We start from the raw sequence: 21,833 nt of genomic DNA, 5'->3' as shown, positions 1-21,833 counted from the left end.
ATCAACTTCTTATGTCGATTTTACTATGAATGATCGTATTGCTCCAAGTTATATGTTTCGATCACACTGATGATCTTATTCGCATAATCCGGATCAGTCGCATATCCAGCTATCTGCAGTGCTTGGGCAGCTTGTCGATAGTCGGTAGCAGTTAGAACACCGGCATATAGTTTGGAATCCCAGTTCGTTCCATTGACGAAAAGCATCGTATGATCGTCTAATGACTCATTCCAAGAATTATATACTTTGAAATCACCTTGAATGGTGACCCATTGCTCGTTCACATATTCTTTCGTCTCGAGAGTCACCTTTGGCTGATTCCCAGAAGCTTTAATACCAAAAAGGTTTTTATACTGACTGGCAAGCTGAGATTGTCCCCAATTTGATTCCAAGATGGCTTGACCTAAAATGATACTAGGCAAAACGCCATAGCCTTGCTGCAGTTCCTTTGCATGGGGAGCCAAAGTATCAATAAATTCCTGACGAGAAACAGTTTCCTCTTTTTGTTCAGTTTCAACGCCAAAATCCGATAATGTATGTAAAGAAAAAACGAAAGCCAACCCAATCACTAAGATCCCCGCAAAAATAAGCGGGATCGAAGTTTTGGACTTTCGTTTTTGATAGGTTTTTTTAGGCATAGTAACTCCTTACTTAGCTGACAACTCTTTTAAAAACTCTTCTAGTGTCAGGTCGTGTTTGGTAATATACTCGGCATTTTCTTTACCAACATAGCGAATATGCCATGGTTCATAAGTAATACCGGTAATATCTTGGCGATCTTTTAGATAACGGATGATAAAGCCATATTTCGGTGCATTCTCCGCGATCCATTTTGCCCCTGGCTGATCACCATAAGAAGCATCTAATACTTGTGATGAATAAGTGTTGTACCACTCTTGGTCAACGACATCAATCGCAAGTCCCGTATGGTGCTCGCTATATCCAGGTTCGGTGATGGTTTCTTTGGTTTTTGCGATCGCGTCCTCTTCGGACATACCATTTCCATTGACCAATCCGCTCACATTCGTGTTAAATACTTCATCTTGTGATTCTACTGAACGAAAAGCTGAAATAACTACTAAAGGAAAACCAGCCTTGGTTGCTGCTTCAGAAAAAGCTTCATAATCTGCAGCTATTCGGCTGTCGACTTGATGGCTATTATCTGACAGCGTAGATAACTGACTTTCAGCGACTTCATTTTCAATTTTATTTTTAGGTCCAACCAATACAAGGTTCCAATCCTTCGCATTAGAATCCGGCAATGCCTTTTGGACAGCATTTTTCTTCTTAGAAGTAGTCGTCTTATTTTCAAATGAATAAGTCGTAGCTGTTGCTTTTTTCGCATCTGATTCTGCAGGTGCGCTGTAAAAAAGCGAATAGGCGGTCATTCCAAACATGATAATGACTGAAAGCAGTCCTACAGTTTTTTTCAAATTAAAAATCCTCTCGTTAATCGTCTAATGACGTATAGGTTTCCGTTAGGTTCTCGTTTACCCAATCAAGCAGCGCCGTCTTTTTATGGGCACTGGCGATTTGATTTTGGATATGGGCCGGCAAACGAAAGCTTAGTATATCACTATAGCCCCAACTATTATAATCGATGGTTACGCGCAGATCGATAAAGTCATGATTCTCTTCTTCATTTTTATTTTTAAAAGGAATCATCTCGACTTGAGCTAAGCCGCTGGCGATCCATTTTTGTGCCACAATCGTCTTCATTTCGCGATATTCAGCAACTGCCGTCGGACGCTTTTCCGGGAACAAAAAGGTTTGGCGAATGACTTTTTGACTCAGCATCCATTCATAGTCGCTAAATAGATTCTTGATTTTTTGATTTGCTTCGGGTGATAAATTGTTTTGGCCTGCTTTCCACTGCTGCCATTGAATTTCGTTGACGCCTAAATAATCTTGATAAAAATCTTGTTCGGTATGAAATTGTTCAAAAATTGCACTCATTACTAAATCTAAATAAATTTGATTCACGAAAAATCCCTCCTCTCCTATTCTACTGAATTTTTAGAAAAAAAACAGTCCTTTGGCAAATGGATTGAAATATTTTAATATTTACTGCTATACTTTGAACAAACCTGCTGTTTTACTTATACTTTTAAGTATAGTGAGCAGCATAAAAATTAAATGTAACACTTGAAAACAAATACATCCACACGAAATAGGAGGATCATTATGACTGACTTACAATGGGGCATCGTCGGATTAGGCGGGATCGCCCATGATTTTGCCGAAAATTTTGACCAAACCACCAGCAAACTGACCGCTTGTGCGTCACGCACCTTAGAAAAAGCTGAAAAATTCGCCCAACAATACGATTTACCAAAAGCGTACGGCAGCTACGAAGAGTTGCTGGCTGACGATGATATTTCTATTATCTACATTGCAGTTCCCAACCGTCAACATCATCAGCACATTATGGCTGCACTAGCAGCAGGTAAACATGTTTTGTGTGAAAAAGCCATTACGATGAATGTAACAGAATTACAAGAAGCTGCCGAATTAGCCGAGCAAAAACACTTGATCTTAGCCGAAGCCATGACGATCTTCAATATGCCTTTGTACCACGAACTGCATGCGTTAATGGATAGCGGACGACTGGGTAAACTAAAAATGATTCAAGCCCCTTTCGGCAGTTTTAAAGATCCTGATCCAACCAATCGCTTCTTTAATCCTGAATTGGCCGGTGGCGCCTTGCTTGATATCGGAACCTATGCTGTTTCCTTTGCTCGTTGGTTCTTAACTGAACAACCAGAAGTCATTGCTTCGACAATGATTCCCTTTTCAACTGGGGTGGATGAGCAATCCGTAACTATTTTGCAAAATAAAAAAAATGAGTTGGCAACCGTCAGCCTGACTTTCCAAGCTAAAATGCCGAAAAAGGGCATCGTCGCTTTTGAGAATGGCTACCTGACTATCGATAACTATCCGAGAGCTGATAAGGCGGAGCTGTTTTTCAACGATGGAACGACAGAATTGATCGAGTCTGGCTTCAGAGGAAACGCGATGAACTATGAGATCGAAAACATGGTGAAAATGATCCATGGTACGCTTCCTAATAAATCTCTCTTCTTCACAAAAGATGTCATCGAAATTTTAGACCAAATGCAGCAAATTTGGCAGCAGCAATAAAAAATTCTAGCAAAAGGCATGGCTTAGGCGATGCCTTTTGTTTTTTTGTCAAACTTCCGCTAAACTATTATATATAAAGAAAAGAAAGAGGGATAAAATTGCAAATTGGTCGCTTTCGTTTGGGCATGCGGACGATGAAAACGGCATTGGCTGTCATGCTGTGTATTCTCCTGTTCCATGTGACCGACCGCGGATCACCTTTAATTGCTGCACTAGCCGCTGTCTTTTCATTGCGGCAGGACTTGACTACGAGTATTTCTTTTGGTCGTTCACGAGTCTTGGGAAACTCTCTCGGCGGATTGTTGGCGTTAATTTTTTACTACGTTCAGGCATTTTTTAATAATGATTTTTTTGTAGAATTATTTGTTTTACCTTTATTCGTTGTTTTGGTAATCGTGGTCTCCGATGGACTCAATAACAATTCTGGGATCATTTCAGCTATCGCTACGATGCTTCTGATCGCTTTAAGTATCCCTCAAGGCGAATCCTTCCTCTACGCATTAAATCGAGTGCTAGATACCTTTATCGGGACGATCATCGGGATTTCCTTAAATGGAGTCATTTCTCCGCAAACGGATGAAAAAGAAAAACAAATCAAAGAGGATCTAGTTGAACTGCGCAAAAAAGAAGCGGATCTAAATAAAATGCTTTATGATGTACGCAAACAAATAAAGGATCAGTCTCAACAAAAATGAGGCTGATCCTTTTGTCATATTTTTAATCATTCGCTTTCAGCGCTTCGATCATATCGATCTTTTTCAATCGGAAATACATGATAATTCCCACGATCAACGTGAAAAATAAAGTAATCAGACTAGCGTAAATATAGCTCAATGGTTGAATATCTGGTGAAAACATCGTCATATCTAATTCAACTGTCTGTAAAATATAGCCGTGCTCGATTTTCCCGAGGAATAGTCCAAAAAAAATCCCCATCAACGTCAGCAGAATATTCTCGCGATAAACATAACGAACCACTTCATTATCATAAAAGCCTAATACCTTGATAGTGGATAATTCGCGAATTCGCTCCGAGATATTGATATTCGTCAGATTATACAGCACGATAAAGGCCAATAGACCTGCTGATACAATCAGCACCCACATAATGATATTGAGACTTTGAACGGTATCCTTCAACGCGTCACGAGACTTCGACATAAAACTGACATTGGCAATTTCCGAATTTTCCATTAGCTGTTTGGCCATCCGGTCTTCTGTCCGCTTGCTGGGCTCTTTGCTAAAAAGCAAAAGATCCGTATTGTACTCCGGCTGCTTATCAAAGGTCTTTTGATAATAAGACGGCGTCATATAAATAAAGTGTCTCACATAGTTTTCCGCAACAGCCGCGACTTTTACCGAATACACTTCACCAGAAATAGATTTGATTTCTAATCTGCTGCCTTTTTTCAAGTCAAATAGCTTGGCAAGTTTTTCATTTATGATCACACCCTCGTCAGTCAGAGAATAATGTTGATCTGTTTTACGATCTCTGAAAGACAAAAATTCAGCCAGCTGGTCCTTCTTTTTAGGAACAGACAAACTAATTTCTTGTTTTGAAACGCCTTCCTTTTGTGCGGTAAAGGTTTCTAAAGAAACAAACAAGTGATCTTGATAGTTTGAGAAAGTTTTTAATTCATCGACATATCTTTGTTCTTCTTCAGCAGAAGGCGCAGCTTTGAAAACTGTAGTTCCCTGATAATGCCAAAGCTTATCAAATTGCAACGTAACAATATCTCCAATCGAATCCCGCAATCCAAATCCCGTTATGATCATCGACATGCAGCCGGCAATTCCTATTACGGTCATCAACATGCGCTGCTTATAGCGAAATAAATTACGCAAAGTCACCTTTTGGCTAAAAGAAAGCCGCCGCCAGATAAAGGTCATGCGTTCTAAGAAGATTCGTTTCCCTTTTTTAGGTGCCTTTGGCTGCATTAAAATCGCAGGTGCAGCTTTCAAATCATAGCGCAAAACGAACCATGCAGAACCTGCCGAACAAGTTAGTGCGACTACTAAGGCAATCAAACTATATGTCAAATACCATGGTGTCACAACATTTTCTAAATTATACAGCTGTCCATAGGCATTAAATATGATGATCGGCAGCAAATAGAAACCGACTGCCAGTCCCAGCAGTGTTCCACTCCCGCCTGCCAAGGTCGCGTAAAGTAAATACTTTTCAGCAATTTCTCCATTACGATAGCCTAATGCTTTAAACGTACCAAGCTCACTTCGTTTTTCCTCTACCATTCGAGTCATGGTCGTCAAGGTTACCAAAGCAGCGATCAAAAAGAAAATCCATGGAAATACGGAAGCCAATGATGAGATGCGTTCCGCATTATCCTTATACTCGCTGTAGCCAGGATTATCGGAACGAGCAAAAAGATGATACTCTGGTGCAGCTAAAGAATCTATTCGCTGTTGCTGTACTTTCAAGGTTTCTAGTTGCTTCGGCAATTCAGGATTGAGAGCAGTTAGTTCTGCGAGCTGTTCAGAAGAAAGCTCGTCTAGATTGAGAGATGTTCGCTGCTGAAATTTGGCTTTTTCTTGATCAAGCAGTTTTTGCTGCTCTTTTTTTCTATCGTCTAAACTAACAGCAGCATTTTGTTTCAAATACTTCTTCAATTTCTTCTCATCTTTTTTGAGTCGATTTTCATATTGCGTTGAATAAGCATCACTATTTGCTAAATCAGCATATTTTACTAATGCCTCCGAATAAGCTGGCTGAGTAAAATTTTCTGGCAAAACTAAAGCGAAACAATCAATTGAACCTTTTCCAATAGTTGTATTCCCACGAGAAATGTTTTCGATAAACTCAGGACTCTTAACAAAACCAACAATTTTAAAGGTCTGGCGCTTAAACGCTTTTGCGGAATCATCTGCGGAAAAATCAAAAGCTTGGTTTAATTTGTAGCCTTTTTGCCTAGCAAAATCATCTAAAACAATTTCATTTGGCTTACTCGGCAAACGCCCCTTGGTAACCACGACTCTATTTAGTGTTTGTTTTGAGTCATAACTTAATATTCGAAAAACCTGATTTTCCTGGCTCAGGTTGATGTCTTGAAAGTAGCGTCCTTCTACCTTTACACCTTCAGTTTGTTTAATAATGTCAATATCTTTATCTGTCAATCCCAACGTAGAGACGACTCGCGTATCCGCTAAATTCTGCTTCCGATAATAGCTTGCCGCAGTTTCCAGCATATCTGGTCCCGTAGCACGCAGTCCAACATAAAAAGCGACCCCTAAGAAAATAATACTTAAAATTGAAAAAAATCGCGTTTTTGATTGCCAAATCTCACGCCAATTGGAACGCCTCATCGCTTTTTTCATGCTCATCACCTCTTACCATTGAATATCTTCAATTGATTGAGGTTGGTCATTCAACTCTTCGCTGCGAACACGGGCATCATTGATTCGAATGACCCGATCCGCCATCGGTGCAATGGCTGAGTTATGCGTAATGATCACAACTGTTGTGCCATTTTCTCGCGCCGTGTCTTGCAGTATTTTTAAAATTTGTTTGCCTGTTTCAAAATCCAGCGCACCGGTCGGCTCATCACACAGCAGCAACTTTGGTCTTTTCGCTAAAGCCCGGGCAATCGTTACCCGTTGTTGTTCTCCACCAGATAATTGAGCAGGAAAATTATCCATGCGCTCTCCTAAACCTACCGATCGCAAGACCGCTTCAGGTTCCATCGCATCTGTAACGATTTGCGAAGCTAGTTCAACATTTTCTTTTGCCGTCAAATTCGGTACCAAATTATAAAATTGAAAGACAAAGCCAACATCATTTCGACGATAGGTGGTTAATTCTTTATCAGAAAAGGTCGCGATATCTGTGCCGTCCACCACTACTTTTCCTTCATCGCAACTGTCCATGCCCCCTAAAATATTTAACACAGTTGATTTTCCGGCGCCGCTGGGACCAAGAATCACCGCAACTTCTCCTTTTTCGATTGAAAAATTAATTTTTTCATTCGCTTTGATGACCGTTTCACCCATTTTATAATGCTTGCTCTCATCAATCACATCAATATAAGCCATACTAAATCCCCCAATTTCCATAAACTATTTTATGCTCTTTTTAGTTTAACATAGCTCTCTTATACACATCTAGATGTGTATAAGAGACAGGCTAATAATCGCGCGACACCAATACTCGGTAAACGAGCGTGCTTAGAAAATCATGAACAGTACATTTGCGGAACCTGCGGCAGATGTATTTGCAGCCAAAAAGATGATAAACGGCAATTACGCCGAATTGATTTTCCTTTTAAAAGCTTAGAAATCGCACAACTATACTTACGTGTTGCTGACCATCTTCATCAAGAAACCTGCGGAATTTATGAAATCATCAGTCACTCAAATCGAAAGTCTTATAAAATTTTTTCTGATGATGCGAGCTTCACTGAATATTTAGCAAAAAACAAAAATAAGTACGCCGAAACGCATCAAGCACTATATCGTCGCACAGACTTTCAAGAATTCCCAAAAACAGAAGTAAGAAAATTACATTCGCAAGAAGTAGAAGCTTATTTAAAAAGTTAAGTCATTTATATCAAAATCCATTACAGCTATTTTTGCTGCTATTCTATCTCTTGCGGGAAAGCAGCATTCAAATTTTTCAAATCGGCCTGATCCACTGCCCGCAACTCATAGCCGCTATGAAAAATTTTCTGTCCTTCAACAGACACACACGGGATGACTCGATCTTCAAATAGACTTTGTGAGAACCATTTTGCCTCTAACTCAAACCAGCCGCCCTCAGGATTCGCTTGTCGAATAGTCCCCGAGTCATTGATGATAAATGGATGAATATCAATATATCCATGCTTAGGATGGTACAGTTCTGCACGCGTTGGCCGCTGATCTAGTGTAAACTGATAGCCTAACCCCATTAACTTTTCAAGTAATAATTCCTCAACGGCGGCATCAAAATCAAGGTCAATATCTCGATGCAGCCGTGTTTGTCTTCCGATCAGAGCATCGATCCCCCAACCGCCCTCGATCCAATATCGGATATTCAACTCATTCAACAAGTCAATAATCATTAAAAAACTTTCCTTACTCGTTGTGGTGACTTTCTCAGAATTCGATTCCATGCCAAACACTCCTCATATATATCATTAAAAAAATAGCTCGGCCAAGTTGACCGAGCTTTGAATGGATAAAATTAATTAAGCGTGATAACGTTCAACACCATCAAGATAAGTAGCCACTAGATCCATATTAGGTTCTAGGACGATGAAGTCAGCCGCACGGCCTTCAGCGATCATACCGCATTTGTCATCAATTTTACAGCTGACAGCTGGCACGTATGATGCCATCATGATTGCTTGTTCAGGTGTTGCAATATCCCAATCAACCACATTTTTGATTGCTTCTTTCAATTTCAAAATACTGCCGGCTAAGTTACCAGAGTCCAGACGTGCAGTTCCTTCTTTCACGACTACCGGGAATTCACCTAAATTGTAATTACCATCAGGCATGCCGCCAGCCATCATACAGTCAGTAATCAATGCTACATGATCATGTCCAGCTTTTTCCATTAGTACTTCAGCAGCTTGCGGATGTACATGATGACCATCGCAGATCAATTCAGAAAAGACATGCTGCAATGTTAATAATGCACCGACCATTCCAGGTTCACGGTGGTTCAATCCACGCATTCCGTTGTAGGCATGGACGAAGACACTCGCACCTGCTTCGACCGCTTCTTGCGCTTCTTCTAAAGTACCATTTGAATGCCCTAATGAAACAACCACACCTTCATCAGTCACTGTTTTAACAAACTCTTTTACGCCTTTGCGTTCAGGAGCCAATGCGATTTTTTTGATCAAGCCGCCTGAAGCTTCCTGCCATTCATGAAAAGTATCCAAATCAGGATCGCCAAAATAGCTAGGATTTTGTGCTCCCTTATGTTCTTCAGTGAAGAAAGGTCCTTCAAAATAGATTCCTTGAATTTTCGCGCCGTCAACATCTTGATATACTTTACCGATCGTTTCAGCAACATCTTTCAAGCGTTCCTTTGAAGAAGTCAATGTTGTTGGTAAGAAGCTTGTAACACCACAAGATAACAATTCTTCAGACATAACTTTGATTCCATCAGCATCGTTGTCCATAACATCATGATTTTTATACCCATGGATATGAGTATCAACTAAGCCAGGAGCGATCCATTTTCCAGTTTGGTCAATGATCTCTGCACCTTCTGGCTTTTCTTTCGTATATGTTCCAAAAATGCCATCAGTGACATCTAAATAACCTGCGCCTTTAACACCAGAGTTTAAAAAGAATTTGTCAGCATAAATAAAAGTTTTCATCGTGAGCTCTCCCTTTTTTTCTTAGTACTTTAAAGTTACTCCTGAATCCACAATAAGTCAAGAATGGTGTAGACCATTCTATAAATCTTTTATCTTTTCAATAGCACGCAGCATTTTTCGATAATTAATTATCGAGTGAATCTCATCTCGAGCTTCTAGCATGAGAATCTTCAATTCCAAAAGCTCTCTTAGTTTATAGTAGCTGCATTGCTGCCTGTTCCACTTCAAGCCCATATCAACGACCTTTTCGGCTAGGTCCAAACGCTCCTGTTTCACCAAAAAAGTCCCATAATTAACAAAAAGATTGCTTAATTCACTGCGTTCCGAATAATCCGCCATCATCGTTTGAAACAGTTCAAAACTTTGATTGTAGTAATTTTGAGCATCATTCATCCTGCCCAAGACCGCGCTCATTTTACCAGCAAAATTTAGCAGCAATATTCGACTGTCAAAGTACCCTGTATATTTTTTCGATACACAGATTGAAAGACCTTGAACAATCTGTTCCAAGGCTGATTCTGGATCTTTATCGATAAAGTAGGCACAGACACCTTTAAAGAAACAAGCCAGCTGACGATCCTTATCAAGGTGCGTGATCTGCCGTTCATCTAAATAATCTAATGTAGCTCGAATCTCTAAATATTTTCCGATTCGTAAATACATAAACATTTTATTGAAATATTTGCGCAAAAATAATTCTTCCGGCAAAAAGTCCAGCATCAATTGGTCAATCGTGATCCCCAGTCGGTGACATAACTGCTGAATCACAATGATATTAGGGATTTCTTCATTGTTTTCGATACGACTTAAGACACTTTGAGAACAAATCCCTTTAGAAAGATCTTTTTGTGTCATGCCATGTTCTTTCCTGAACTCTTTTAAGACTTGACCAATTGCTTCCATTTACCGTTTCCTCCAAAATATGCAAATTCACATTTTAATACTTTAATTTTAGCTGATGACTGATGGACAAGCAACTCTTGTGATTGAAACATCTAAAAGGATTGAATAAAAATGAAAAGATGCAACCGCAATTTCAACTTTTTTTGTCCAAAAAAAAGAATGTACCAAAAATGGTACATCCAAGTGCGGCGAATGGGACTCGAACCCACACGAGATTGCTCTCACATGATCCTTAGTCATGCTTGTCTGCCAATTCCAACACCACCGCAGAATCCTTTTTCATGATAGCGGGCTAAAATGAAAAAGTCAATAGTCTAAACGATCGTTGTATCGTAGACGTAAGTAATATTGCCCTTCAATCCTGCAATACCGCGGAAAAATTTCTTGTCTTCTTGTTTGATCCACGCTTCGCGAAACAAGAAAAAGTCATCCTTGGTTACTTCAATTTTATCAATTTCTCCTGCTCGTAATTGACTGATTTTTTCTTCAAATGGATTCATGTTTCTTTTCTCTCCTATCATCATAAAGCAACAGAAGGCCGCCTATTGGCACCTTCTGCATTAGTCATGAAAATATTTACTATTTTCGATACTCGAATTTTCTTCTTGCATAATACCTCGTAATGAACGATCCAAACGTTGACGTGAATTCTTTCTTTCGATCGCCGGTTGCTTCTGTTCATTCTCTGGTGCAAACAAAATATAGGATTGACGTGATTTTTCCATTCGCTGCATCAATTCTCTCGGCGAAATTGCATCAGCCGGTTCATCAGGAATCAATGAAGAAGGCACAAATTTTGGTGAAAACGGTGTTGCGCTCCGGCCATTTCGCGTATTAAACGTCGACTTAGGTTTTGCAGACTCTTTTGGTTTGTGTTCTTCAAATAATTTTACTTTTTTAGATTCTTTTCGTTCACCTTGATACATTGGCAAATTGGCCTTATGATGATCTAATTCTCTACGTGGTTCTTCATCTAAGTTAACACGCCGCGTCCGTTTTGTTTTTGGCATTGGTCGTTCAAAAATATCTTTGGCTTCCAAGCGATAACTGGTGATTAAGTCATCCTGTCCATCAAACAAGACACGCTGATTGGTTTGTACTAATTTAACACCTGCTTCGTCATCAAAAGCAGGAAAACGGCTCTTTTTTCTGCTATAGGTTTGCATAACATCATCCTCATCGTTCTGATATAGCATAGTTTAGCATAAATGCTGAAAAAATGCTTTTAAATTCCCAAACAACAGGCAGACAGATAAGAATCAACCGATTAATTTGATTCAGACATGAACAAACTGCCTTTTGGAGCAAGTACTTCATCATCTAAAATACGCTCCAAGACATCATAATCCCCTTTATATGCACGAGGACTAGACAGCTCGCCAACATTCAAACATTGCTCTTGATCGGATAGATTAAGTGCATAGATCACATACGCCTCTTCTGTATAACGAATGATCCCAAAAATTTGTTGTGTTTGAGAGTAAAATGGGAAAAAGTGTCCATGCTTCAACACATTGTATTTTTTTCTCCGTTCGATCCATTTCTGACAATTTTTGAACAGTCTTTGATCAATTGATTGCCAAGGGAAAAACTTTCGATTGTCCGGATCTTTACCGCCTGTTAAACCAGCTTCATCCCCATAATAAACACAAGGAATCCCCGGCATCATGAACATTAATCCCCATGCCTGATCCAAAGCCTCGAGAGAACCATCCAGCATCGTCAGGATACGCTCAGTATCATGAGTACCAATATTATTTAATTGATTATAATAAAAATCTGCTGGATAATTTTCCTGATACCGAATCATTTCTTCGCAAATATCTTGCAATGAACGTGATTGATTTAAAAGATCTAAAATCTGCTGACGTAACGGATAATTCATGACCCCTTGTAAATGATCACCGAAAACATATTTGCGCCGTGTATCGTAAGCAATTTTGTTTGAGGCATCTTCCCAAACTTCACCAATCAGGATTTTTTCTTGATAAGACAGAAGATTTTTTCGAATACCGGCAATAAAATCATCGGTCAATTCATCGGCCACATCTAAACGCCAACCATCGACTCCCATTGAGGTCCATTTCGACAAGACACTGTCTAAATCGCCGTAGATAAATTCTTGATAGGAAGGATTTTCTTTACGCACCTCAGGCAGATCAGCTACTCCCCACCATGATTTATAGTCATCCGGATAGTGATTGAAGGTGAACCAGTCGCGATATTCACTTTGCGGATCACGAGCAGCGCCTGTATCTTCTCCATAAAATCCGGAAATATTAAAATAGCGGCTATTCTTTCCCACATGTGAGAAGACTCCGTCTAACACGACAGCGATCCCAGCTGTATGCAAAGCAGCAATCAAACTTCTAAAATCCTCTTCGGTTCCTAGAACACTATCCACCATAAAATAATCATTCGTATCATAGCGGTGATTGGAGCTGGCTTCAAAAATCGGATTTAGATATAAAGCGGTGATTCCCAGTTCTTGCAAATAAGGAATCTTTTCTTCAATTCCTTTAAAATTCCCGCCAAAAAAATCCCAACGAGCGATTTCACCGTTCTGATCCTTAATATAAAATGGTTCGTCTTCCTCTGTTGCATAAATAAATGAATTCTTTTTAGGCTGATTGATTCTCTTATCAGAATTCCCGTTAGCAAAACGATCAGGAAAAATTTGATAAAAGACAGCATTCCGATACCATTTAGCGGCGATCTCAGGTTTTTGATAGCAGGTCAATTGATAGGGAACCACTTCTCGTTCGGAACCATATATTTTCCCTTCGCCGCCTTGTCCATTGAAGCCATAGTATTGGATCGTTTCGTAGCCTTCTGATTCATGGATCACTTTAAAATAGTAAAAGTAGAGGCCCCAGCCTTGATCCATGATCGACTGAAAGTGAAAACGATCTTCTGATGCTGGTTCCATCATAAATATCTTTTGACCGACGGAACTTCCTTCTTTACGTACGATCAATTGAACTTTGGTATTTTGCTGTTCTGGAACCGATAGCCAAATCTTGACCATCGTTCCTTCTTGAACAGCTCCAAATGGTTGTTTATAGCGTTCCAGCCATGGATTAAAGTAAATATGAGTCATGTTGTGATACACCTCGATCATCCTCATGAGCGTAGACAGGTTCTATTTGCCAAATATCGTCTGCGTAACGCTGAACCGTATTGTCTGAAGAAAAGCGCCCTGCATTAGCAATATTTCGTAAACTTATTTGCTGCCAACGACGTTTATCTTGATAGGCTTGATTGATTGATTCTTGCGCCAAGCAATAATCTTCAAAATCACGTAAAACAAAGAATTCATCATTGTACTTGATTAAAGAATCAAATATTTCTTGCCCCTCAGCAATAATATTCGGGATCGTCCCATCAATCAATGTCTTAACCACTTTGTGTATAACGGCATTCTCCCGATAAATATCTGTCGAAGAATAATTTTTATTCTCATAGTATTGGTAAACTTCAGATTCAGTTAATCCGAAAATCGCAATGTTCTCATCACCAACAGTATCACGAATTTCAACATTCGCTCCATCTAAGGTTGCTATCGTCACGGCTCCATTTAACATTAATTTCATATTAGATGTGCCGGATGCTTCTTTTGATGCTAAAGAAATCTGTTCACTAACATCAGCAGCAGGAATGATTCGTTCCGCCAAACTTACATTATAGTTTTCTAAAAAGACAACCTTTAACTTATCATTGATTGTAGTGTCTTGATTAATTAAATCGGCTGTTTCATTAATTACTTTAATAATTGATTTGGCATAATGATAACTCGGCGCCGCTTTTGCTCCAAAAATGAATACCCGCGGTTCGATAGGCAAATCAGGATTTTCTTTCAAATCTAGATATAACTTGATTATATGCAGCAAATTCAATAATTGGCGTTTATAGGCATGCAATCGTTTGATTTGAACATCAAAAATCGCCTGAGGATTCACTTCAATTCCATAATGATCTTGAATATAAGCAGCCAAACGTTTTTTATTCTCCAGCTTTGCCTCTGTCAGCATAGCAAGAACTTGATCATCATCCTCATAATTCAGCAATAATCGTAGATCGCTTGGTTGTTTTCGCCAAGAATTTCCAATCGTCTCATCCAACACCTTGCTCATCGCAGGGTTAGCTAACTGGGTCCAGCGTCGCATCGCAATACCATTGGTCTTATTATTGAAGCGTGCTGGATAAATCAGATAAAAGTCATGCAGAACGACTGATTTTAAAAGATCTGAATGCAATTTTGCTACACCATTTGTCGAATGAGAACCGATAATCGCGAGATGAGCCATATGCACTTGATCGTTTTGAATAATTCTAGTTCGTTGGATCAAATCAAAATCATGAACGCCAGTCATTTCCTCAACGAAACGCCTATCGATTTCTTCGATAATTTGATAGATCCTAGGACAAACACTTCTCATCATATTAATCGACCATTTTTCTAAAGCTTCAGCCATGATGGTGTGATTGGTATAACTCATCACTTCTTGGGTCAAATTCCAGGCACGTTCCCAACCCATTTCTTCTTCATCAACTAAAAGGCGCATAAATTCAGCAACGCACATCGCCGGGTGAGTGTCGTTAATATGAATTGCAACATATTGATTGATATCATCGATGGGCTTCTTAAGCTGCTTGTAATAACGCAAAATACTTTGAACACCCGCAGAAACAAAAAAGTATTCCTGTGATAAACGTAACTTCCTGCCAGCCTCATTAGAATCATCTGGATAAAGTACTGAAGTCATATCTTCTACTGCTCGTCGATCCTCAATGCTGCGGTAGCGGTCTTCTTCCTCTGGAGAAATCTCTACTGACCACAGTCGCATGGTATTAACGGTACCATTTTGATAGCCGACCATTCCGGTATCATACGGAACTGCTCGCAACATCATTCCGCCATGATAATTCGGCTTGAGATTGCCAAACTCATCATGACTCATGTAAACATCTCCGCCAATTCGAACATCGACTGCTTTACTTTCCTTGCGAACTTCCCACAGATTTCCATTTTGAAGCCACTCGTCCGGTAATTCTACCTGATAGTTATCAACGAAGCGTTGTTTGAAAAGTCCATACTTGTATCGAATCCCATTACCATTTCCTGGCAATCCCATTGACGCTATCGAATCCATGAAACAAGAAGCTAAACGGCCCAAGCCGCCATTTCCTAAAGCCATGTCAGGCTCGACTTCTGCTAAATCCTCCAAATTGATACCTAACTCGGTTAAACCTTCTGTCACCATGTCTAGCCAGCCCATGTTCAGAAGATTGCTCTTCAGCATTTTCCCTGGTAGAAATTCGATAGAGAAGTAATAGGATTGTTTTTGCTCTGCCTCTCGATAGTCTTTCCATGTTTGCTGCCAGTTTTGTGAATATGCCGAAGTCATCAATGAACCTAACGTTTGATAAAGTTCGTTTGGCGAAGCATCTGTAACACTCATAGCGAATTTTTCAGCCAAACGGCGACTGAATGATTGTTTAAATTCTGTTTTGTTCATTTTTTCATCTCCAACCCATACTTTTATAAATTCCACTTACACTACTCATCATAGCATTAATCTATGATAGAAAAAGCCAAAATCCACAGCTCAAGGCTTAGATTCTGGCTTTTCGAATCCTACATTTGTTTGTATAGTTCTAAATATTGTTGACTAGACCCATCCCAGCTAAAGTCACGCGACATCGCTTCTGTCATCATCTTTTGCCAAATATCTTGATGATCTTGATAAAGCTCAATTGCTTGTTTTAGCGCATTCATCAAATAGAATGGTTCAAAAATATTAAATCCAAAGCCGGTTCCTTCATCCGTAATCGGATTATATGGTTGGACTGTATCTCTTAAACCGCCGATTTCATGCACGATCGGTAATGTTCCATAACGCATAGAGATCATTTGCGACAGGCCGCATGGTTCAAACGCTGAAGGCATTAAGAACATATCGACACCTGCATATACTTTTTGCGCCAAGGTTACATCGAATGCAATATGGATGCTGGTCTTATCTGGGTATTTCCCTCCAAAATAATGGAATTGGTTCTCAAAATTCGGATCGCCAGTTCCGATTAAGACTAATTGCACATCAAACTGCATCAAATTTTCCATCTCTTGCAATAATAAATGGAATCCTTTTTGATACGTTAAACGACTGACAATTCCGATCAAAGGAACCTCTGGCCTTACGGGTAAATCCAACAATTTTTGCAATTGAACTTTATTTTCTGTCTTTTTGTCAAGATGCTTTATATCATAGTTAGCGAAAATTGCTGGATCTTTTGCTGGATCAAAGGCTTCATAGTCAATCCCATTGAGTATTCCATGTAATTTTCCGCTCTCCATCCGCAAGATCACATCTAATCCGGCACCAAATTCAGCGGTTTTGATTTCCTCAGCGTAAGACGGACTGACCGTCGTTACACGATCTGCATAAAGAATACCGGCTTTCATAAAGTTCACGCAATCATTGAATCGAATCGTTCCATCATCATAACGTTCACTGCCCATGCCAAAAAGATCATACAAAACTTCTCGATCATATTGTCCTTGAAATTCTATATTATGGATGGTCAAGACTGTCCGAATCTGACTGAATTTATTAATCCAACGATATTTTTCCTTCAATAAAAATGGTATGAAGGACGTATGATAATCATTCAGATGCATCACATCAGGAATGAAATCAATTTTTTCCATTAACTCGATGACTGCTTGCTGATAAAAAGCGAATCGTTCCCCATCATCATAATAGCCATACAATTCCGGTCGATTGAAGTAGTAAAGATTATCTAAAAAGTAATAATCGATCCCGTTCATTTCCAGATATTTTACACCGCAATATTGTTTACGCCAGCCAACATAAACCTCATAAGAGAATAAATCCTCTAATTGTTCTTTATAACGATCTGGCATTTTCGTAAAATACGGCAGAACAACTTTTATATCTGTCCCTTTTTCTTTTAACGCTTTTGGCAAAGCACCCGCAACATCACCCAATCCTCCTGTTTTAAAAAAGGGTGCACATTCCGCCGCTACAAATAATGTCTTCACCTTTATTCGCCTCCGTAAACGTCGCTTAATACATGCGTATTTTTCTTGATCACTACTGGCTGCTCTGCGGAACCGATAATCTTGATACCTGGTTCAACCACAACATTTTTATCTAAGATCGCATGCTTGATAAACGCATTTTCACGAATACTGCAGCTTGCCATGATGATTGAATCCTCAACCTCAGCGCCTTTTTCAATCACGATACTTCGAGAAATAAGCGAACCGTGAACCTTACCATCAACAAGACAGCCTGTGGCGAACTGACTATTTTTCACCTCCGAAGTCGGAGAATAATACGTAGCCACTTCATTTTTTAATTTCGTGTAGATCTTTTGTTTAGAGTACAATAAAGATGTGAATTTTTTAGGGTCAAGCATTGCCATGTTGGCATCATAATAAGATTTAATATCAAAAATATTACTTAAGAAGCCTGTGTATTCATATGCAGAAGTCTTCACTTGATTCATCGCTAGCGTCAAGAAGTCGACTAATGCCACCGGACCACCTAGGTTTTGTCCCTCTTGCAATGCATTGATCAGCCAATCAGTACGGCAGATAAAGATTTTCATACCAAGGTTAAGCACATCATCATCTGTCTTATCTTCTAAGAAGTTATGATGTCCTTTAATCAGACCGTGTTCATCCACTTCTAAGATTTCATCCTGACGATAAATTTGTTCTCTTGGCATTTTCTTATAAACGACGGTCATCACACTATCGCTCTGTAAATGGATTTTTAAAACAGCCTCTAAATCAATGTTGCACAACATCCGATTGCCCATGAAAACCGTATATTCTGATTTTGATTTATTTAAATAATCGATCACAGACTCGAAATAGGGACGTCCTTCTGCTTTCTTTTTCAAGAAATCTTGATAGAAATGGACAAAATAGCGGCTATCCACACTGTCTAAATGCCATTCACGTCCACCGCCGATATGGTCAAAAACTGACTTGGTCGTTCCCTGATTGAAAACCATGTAGACGGACTTAATGTTAGCATTGATAGCATTCGACAAATTGAAGTCAATCAGACGATACTTGCAGTCGAAAGGCAATGTAGCTAATGGTCTTTTTTCAGTTAACGGTAATAATTCTGGACATTCGTAAACATTGCCCATAATGGCACACATTTTATTCGCTCTCACTTGTCAACACTCCAATCACTTCTGAATAACCCACGACCGCGATTTCTTCTGATCCGTCGACTACGGCACCATCTCCGATAATCGCATTCTCCCCAATGATCGCTTTCGTGATTTGTACATTTTTTCCAATCGTCGCGCCTGGCATAATAACGCTGTCGACCACCTTCGCACCTTCTTTAACCTGAACATCATCCGATAAAATACTGTGCTCCACATGTCCTGCGACGTAGCATCCATCAACAACTAATGAATTCTTTACATCCGCATTTTCAGTTAAGAAATGTGGTGGTGAAATCGTATTTTTTGCCAGAATCCGCCAATTTTTATCCCGAATGTTCAAACTATGCTCGGGATCGATAAACTCCATGCTAGCTTCCCAAAGAGAGTCAATCGTACCGACGTCTTTCCAATAACCATCAAAGCGATAAGCAAAGACATTCTCTCCGCTTTCCAAGTATGCCGGTATCACATGTTTCCCGAAGTCCAACATTTGATCATCTTTTTTATAGCTGTTTAACAATACGCTGCGTAAACGACTCCAGTTGAAAATGTAGATACCCATTGAAGCCAAGTTGCTTTTTGGTTCTTCTGGTTTTTCCTCAAACTCGATGATTCGATCATTTTCATCAGTATTCATGATTCCGAAACGAGAGGCTTCTTCGATCGGTACTTCGATTACTGCGACTGTCAATGAAGCATTATTAGCTTTATGATCTTCCAACATCGCTTCATAATCCATCTTATAAATATGATCACCTGATAATACTAAGACGTATTGCGGGTCCATTTGATCAATGTAATCCATATTTTGATAGATCGCATGCGCGGTTCCTTCAAACCATTTACTTCCATCATTGCTAGAATAAGGCTGTAAAATTGTTACTCCCGAATTTAACCCATCAAAGCCCCAGCTAGAACCATTTCCAATGTGATTGTTCAATGCTAATGGTTGATATTGTGTCACCACACCAACGTTGTTGATACCAGAGTTGATACAATTGCTCAAAGTGAAATCAATAATTCGATAGCGACCGCCAAAAGGGACAGCAGGTTTTGCAATTTTTTGTGTTAGTTTACCGAGACGAGAACCTTTCCCGCCAGCTAGTATCATTGCTAAAATTTCTGTTTTCATTTTATTTGATGAAGGACTTTCCTTCATCGACCTCCCCTCTATTTCTTGCGTGTGTTGATTGTTTCCGGTTTTAAAATGATGGCGCCTAGAGCTGGGACCGTCGTCTTGATCAACTGACCGTACTCCTTAAATTTGATTGGTTCACTTTGACAATCCTCGTTATGTTTTGTCCAAGTACCACCAAATTCTTTCATTTCAGTATTCCAAATTTCTTTGTATGTTCCCTGATATGGAACGCCAATGCGAAACTCCCGACGTTCGATCGGTGTCATATTTAAAACGATGATTAAGAAATCTTTCTTGCGTTTGCCCTTTCGCATGAAGGTAAGAATCGACTCTTCGGTATTATCAGCATCAATAATTTCGATTGTGTCGTAAGAGTCTTCCACCTCCCATAAAGCTGTTTGATTTTTATAGAAATCATTCAGTTCCGCAGTAAAATGCTGCATGGAACGATTCAATGGATCATCCAAATCGACCCATTCAAGTCCTTTGTCAAACTTCCATTCCAGAAATTGGCCCCATTCACTTCCCATAAACAATAATTTTTTACCCGGATGTGTCATGAAATAGGTGTATAGATTCCGCAGCTGTGCAAATTGTTTGTAGCGATCTCCCCACATTTTATGCATCAAACTCTTCTTGCCATGAACAACTTCATCGTGTGACAACGGTAAAATAAAATTCTCTTGCATCATGTACATAAATGAAAAAGTGATTAAGTTGAAATTATCTTTCCGATAAAGTGGGTCCATCTCATAAAAGCGTAAAACATCATTCATCCAGCCCATATTCCATTTAAAATCAAAACCTAAAGAGCCACTTTCGATCATACCTGTCACAGGAGTCTCAGAAGAACTTTCTTCAGCGATCATTAAAATATTAGGATGCGCTAATTTGATAACGGCATTCAGCTTTTGCAAAAAGTAATATCCTTCAAAATTACGATTTCCGCCTTCATGGTTTGGTGTCCAAGGACCATCGTCATAATCCCGATAGATCATGCTTGAAACGGCGTCAACGCGTATACCGTCAATATGGAACATCTCGATCCAGTACATGGCACTAGAAATCAAAAAGCTTTGAACCTGTGGTTTTCCAAGATCAAAATTAATTGAGCCCCAGCGATTATTTTTAGCCCGATCTGGATCAGTATATTCAAATTGCGGCGTTCCATCATAATAAGGCAAGGTATCATCATTGATACAATAGTGACCAGGAACCCAGTCAACCAGCACGCCAATATTATTTAAGTGACAAGCCTCAACAAAATCCTGAAATTCTGCTGGTGTTCCATAATAAGAGCTCATCGCAAAATAGCCGATCAATTGATATCCCCACGAACGTCCTAATGGATGTTCCATGAGCGGCATAAACTCTACATGTGTATAGTTCATTTCAACTAAATATGGCACTAACTCATCCTTCAGATCAGCAAAGCTGTAAGGCGTTCCATCTTCATGATGCTTCCATGAACTCGCATGCATTTCATAAATATTCAACGGCCGTTTAAATGCATTCGTCCGTTTGCTCCGTCCGCGCCACAGGCCATCTTTCCATTTCTTCTCAGGAAAGTTATATAATTCTGCTGCATCACCCGGTCTTTTTTCAAAACGAACGGCAAAAGGATCTATTTTCAAAATCTCTCGGCCATCTGCTTGCTTCACTTTAAATTTATAGAGCTCTCCCTCATTTGCCTTATCTGTATAGACCTGCCAGATTCCGCTCGACTCATCTTTTTCCATCGGCAGATCCTGCCAATCATTGAAATCACCCACTAAAGAAACAGCTAGTGCGTTTGGTGCCCATACTCGAAAAATGTACCCATCTTGTTCTTGGTGAGCACCTAGTAAATGTTGTGCATAAAAATTTTCTCCAGACAAAAATGTTCTCTTAGCATCATCCACTTGTTGCTTTTTTTCTTGTTTTGTATTTTTCATGAGAACCACCTTTTTTGAGCGAACGGCAAAGCGCTCTTATATTACATTTCAATGTGCAAAGTTTAATAATAAAAACACCGAGTGTTCTATTATAATAACAGAAACTCTTAATAAATAACGTCTCAAGCGTTTTACATATCTCCCTTTGCATTATTAAATGCCCCTACCTAACAT

19 protein-coding genes and 1 tRNA gene are annotated in these 21,833 nt (G+C 39.5%); 3 read left to right on the top strand and 17 right to left on the bottom strand.

Features of this window, described 5'->3' with window-relative positions:
* Nucleotides 1–23: 23 nt before the first annotated feature.
* The 3 genes from A5875_RS04055 to A5875_RS04045 are packed head-to-tail and all read right to left on the bottom strand — an operon-like array spanning nucleotide 24 to nucleotide 1,983.
* Nucleotides 24–638: a glycoside hydrolase family 73 protein gene (locus A5875_RS04055; RefSeq protein WP_088932419.1), complete on the bottom strand. Its 615-nt coding sequence runs from the start codon at nucleotides 636–638 to the stop codon at nucleotides 24–26.
* Nucleotides 639–647: 9 nt separating this feature from the next.
* On the bottom strand, nucleotides 648–1,433 hold the full coding sequence (locus tag A5875_RS04050; protein WP_088932418.1) for a M15 family metallopeptidase: 786 nt from the start codon (nucleotides 1,431–1,433) through the stop codon (nucleotides 648–650).
* A gap of 16 nt (nucleotides 1,434–1,449) precedes the next feature.
* On the bottom strand, nucleotides 1,450–1,983 hold the full coding sequence (locus tag A5875_RS04045; RefSeq protein WP_088932417.1) for a hypothetical protein: 534 nt from the start codon (nucleotides 1,981–1,983) through the stop codon (nucleotides 1,450–1,452).
* Nucleotides 1,984–2,184: 201 nt separating this feature from the next.
* On the opposite strand from A5875_RS04045, the gene A5875_RS04040 reads away from it, so the two are divergent.
* A complete protein-coding gene (locus tag A5875_RS04040) occupies nucleotides 2,185–3,141 on the top strand; it encodes a Gfo/Idh/MocA family protein (protein ID WP_088932416.1) in 957 nt (318 codons plus the stop codon).
* Between the two features lie 98 nt (nucleotides 3,142–3,239).
* Entirely contained in the window at nucleotides 3,240–3,836 is a 597-nt protein-coding gene (locus A5875_RS04035) for an FUSC family protein (RefSeq protein ID WP_088932415.1), read from the top strand.
* A 22-nt stretch (nucleotides 3,837–3,858) separates the two neighbouring features.
* Here the strand turns inward: A5875_RS04035 and A5875_RS04030 are convergent, their stop codons facing one another.
* A complete protein-coding gene (locus A5875_RS04030; RefSeq protein ID WP_088932414.1) occupies nucleotides 3,859–6,474 on the bottom strand; it encodes an ABC transporter permease in 2,616 nt (871 codons plus the stop codon).
* Nucleotides 6,475–6,486: 12 nt separating this feature from the next.
* Entirely contained in the window at nucleotides 6,487–7,188 is a 702-nt protein-coding gene (locus tag A5875_RS04025; RefSeq protein ID WP_088932413.1) for an ABC transporter ATP-binding protein, read from the bottom strand.
* Nucleotides 7,189–7,263: 75 nt separating this feature from the next.
* On the opposite strand from A5875_RS04025, the gene A5875_RS04020 reads away from it, so the two are divergent.
* Complete coding sequence (locus A5875_RS04020; RefSeq protein ID WP_088932412.1) at nucleotides 7,264–7,692, top strand: hypothetical protein; 429 nt, start codon at nucleotides 7,264–7,266, stop codon at nucleotides 7,690–7,692.
* 38 nt (nucleotides 7,693–7,730) lie between these two features.
* Here A5875_RS04020 and A5875_RS04015 read toward each other — a convergent pair whose 3' ends face one another.
* The 12 genes from A5875_RS04015 to glgB all read right to left on the bottom strand — a co-directional run bounded on the left by A5875_RS04015 (nucleotide 7,731) and on the right by glgB (nucleotide 21,659).
* Nucleotides 7,731–8,246 (bottom strand): nucleotidyltransferase domain-containing protein, encoded by a 516-nt coding sequence (locus A5875_RS04015; protein WP_088932411.1) that lies wholly within the window; start codon nucleotides 8,244–8,246, stop codon nucleotides 7,731–7,733.
* 75 nt (nucleotides 8,247–8,321) lie between these two features.
* Nucleotides 8,322–9,467, bottom strand: coding sequence for an N-acetylglucosamine-6-phosphate deacetylase (gene nagA, locus A5875_RS04010; protein WP_088932410.1), 1,146 nt, complete (start codon nucleotides 9,465–9,467; stop codon nucleotides 8,322–8,324).
* A 78-nt stretch (nucleotides 9,468–9,545) separates the two neighbouring features.
* The gene (locus A5875_RS04005) at nucleotides 9,546–10,370 is read right to left on the bottom strand and encodes a helix-turn-helix domain-containing protein (protein ID WP_088932409.1); all 825 of its coding nucleotides are present in this window, start codon (nucleotides 10,368–10,370) and stop codon (nucleotides 9,546–9,548) included.
* A 184-nt stretch (nucleotides 10,371–10,554) separates the two neighbouring features.
* Nucleotides 10,555–10,638 (bottom strand) — tRNA-Leu (locus tag A5875_RS04000).
* A 46-nt stretch (nucleotides 10,639–10,684) separates the two neighbouring features.
* Nucleotides 10,685–10,870: a hypothetical protein gene (locus A5875_RS03995; protein ID WP_088932408.1), complete on the bottom strand. Its 186-nt coding sequence runs from the start codon at nucleotides 10,868–10,870 to the stop codon at nucleotides 10,685–10,687.
* Between the two features lie 60 nt (nucleotides 10,871–10,930).
* Nucleotides 10,931–11,536 (bottom strand): hypothetical protein, encoded by a 606-nt coding sequence (locus A5875_RS03990; RefSeq protein WP_088932407.1) that lies wholly within the window; start codon nucleotides 11,534–11,536, stop codon nucleotides 10,931–10,933.
* Between the two features lie 101 nt (nucleotides 11,537–11,637).
* Nucleotides 11,638–13,470 carry a glycoside hydrolase family 13 protein gene (locus A5875_RS03985; protein WP_088932406.1) on the bottom strand — a complete coding sequence of 611 codons (1,833 nt, stop codon included), beginning with the start codon at nucleotides 13,468–13,470 and terminating at the stop codon, nucleotides 11,638–11,640.
* Nucleotides 13,451–15,889: a glycogen/starch/alpha-glucan phosphorylase gene (locus A5875_RS03980; RefSeq protein ID WP_088932405.1), complete on the bottom strand. Its 2,439-nt coding sequence runs from the start codon at nucleotides 15,887–15,889 to the stop codon at nucleotides 13,451–13,453. The genes A5875_RS03985 and A5875_RS03980 overlap by 20 nt, the downstream gene beginning before the upstream one ends.
* A gap of 119 nt (nucleotides 15,890–16,008) precedes the next feature.
* The gene (glgA, locus tag A5875_RS03975; protein ID WP_088932404.1) at nucleotides 16,009–17,436 is read right to left on the bottom strand and encodes a glycogen synthase GlgA; all 1,428 of its coding nucleotides are present in this window, start codon (nucleotides 17,434–17,436) and stop codon (nucleotides 16,009–16,011) included.
* Between the two features lie 2 nt (nucleotides 17,437–17,438).
* The gene (glgD, locus tag A5875_RS03970) at nucleotides 17,439–18,587 is read right to left on the bottom strand and encodes a glucose-1-phosphate adenylyltransferase subunit GlgD (RefSeq protein ID WP_088932403.1); all 1,149 of its coding nucleotides are present in this window, start codon (nucleotides 18,585–18,587) and stop codon (nucleotides 17,439–17,441) included.
* The gene (locus tag A5875_RS03965) at nucleotides 18,574–19,746 is read right to left on the bottom strand and encodes a glucose-1-phosphate adenylyltransferase (RefSeq protein ID WP_171004910.1); all 1,173 of its coding nucleotides are present in this window, start codon (nucleotides 19,744–19,746) and stop codon (nucleotides 18,574–18,576) included. Before A5875_RS03965 ends, glgD begins: the two co-directional genes overlap by 14 nt.
* 11 nt (nucleotides 19,747–19,757) lie before the next feature.
* The gene (glgB, locus tag A5875_RS03960; RefSeq protein WP_088932402.1) at nucleotides 19,758–21,659 is read right to left on the bottom strand and encodes a 1,4-alpha-glucan branching protein GlgB; all 1,902 of its coding nucleotides are present in this window, start codon (nucleotides 21,657–21,659) and stop codon (nucleotides 19,758–19,760) included.
* Nucleotides 21,660–21,833 lie beyond the last annotated feature (174 nt).

It is taken from the genome of Enterococcus sp. 3H8_DIV0648 (assembly GCF_002140655.1).
Classification (GTDB): domain Bacteria; phylum Bacillota; class Bacilli; order Lactobacillales; family Enterococcaceae; genus Enterococcus_A; species Enterococcus_A hulanensis.
Note: the sequence above shows the minus strand (reverse complement) of the source record. Positions and strands in the feature narration are given on the sequence as shown.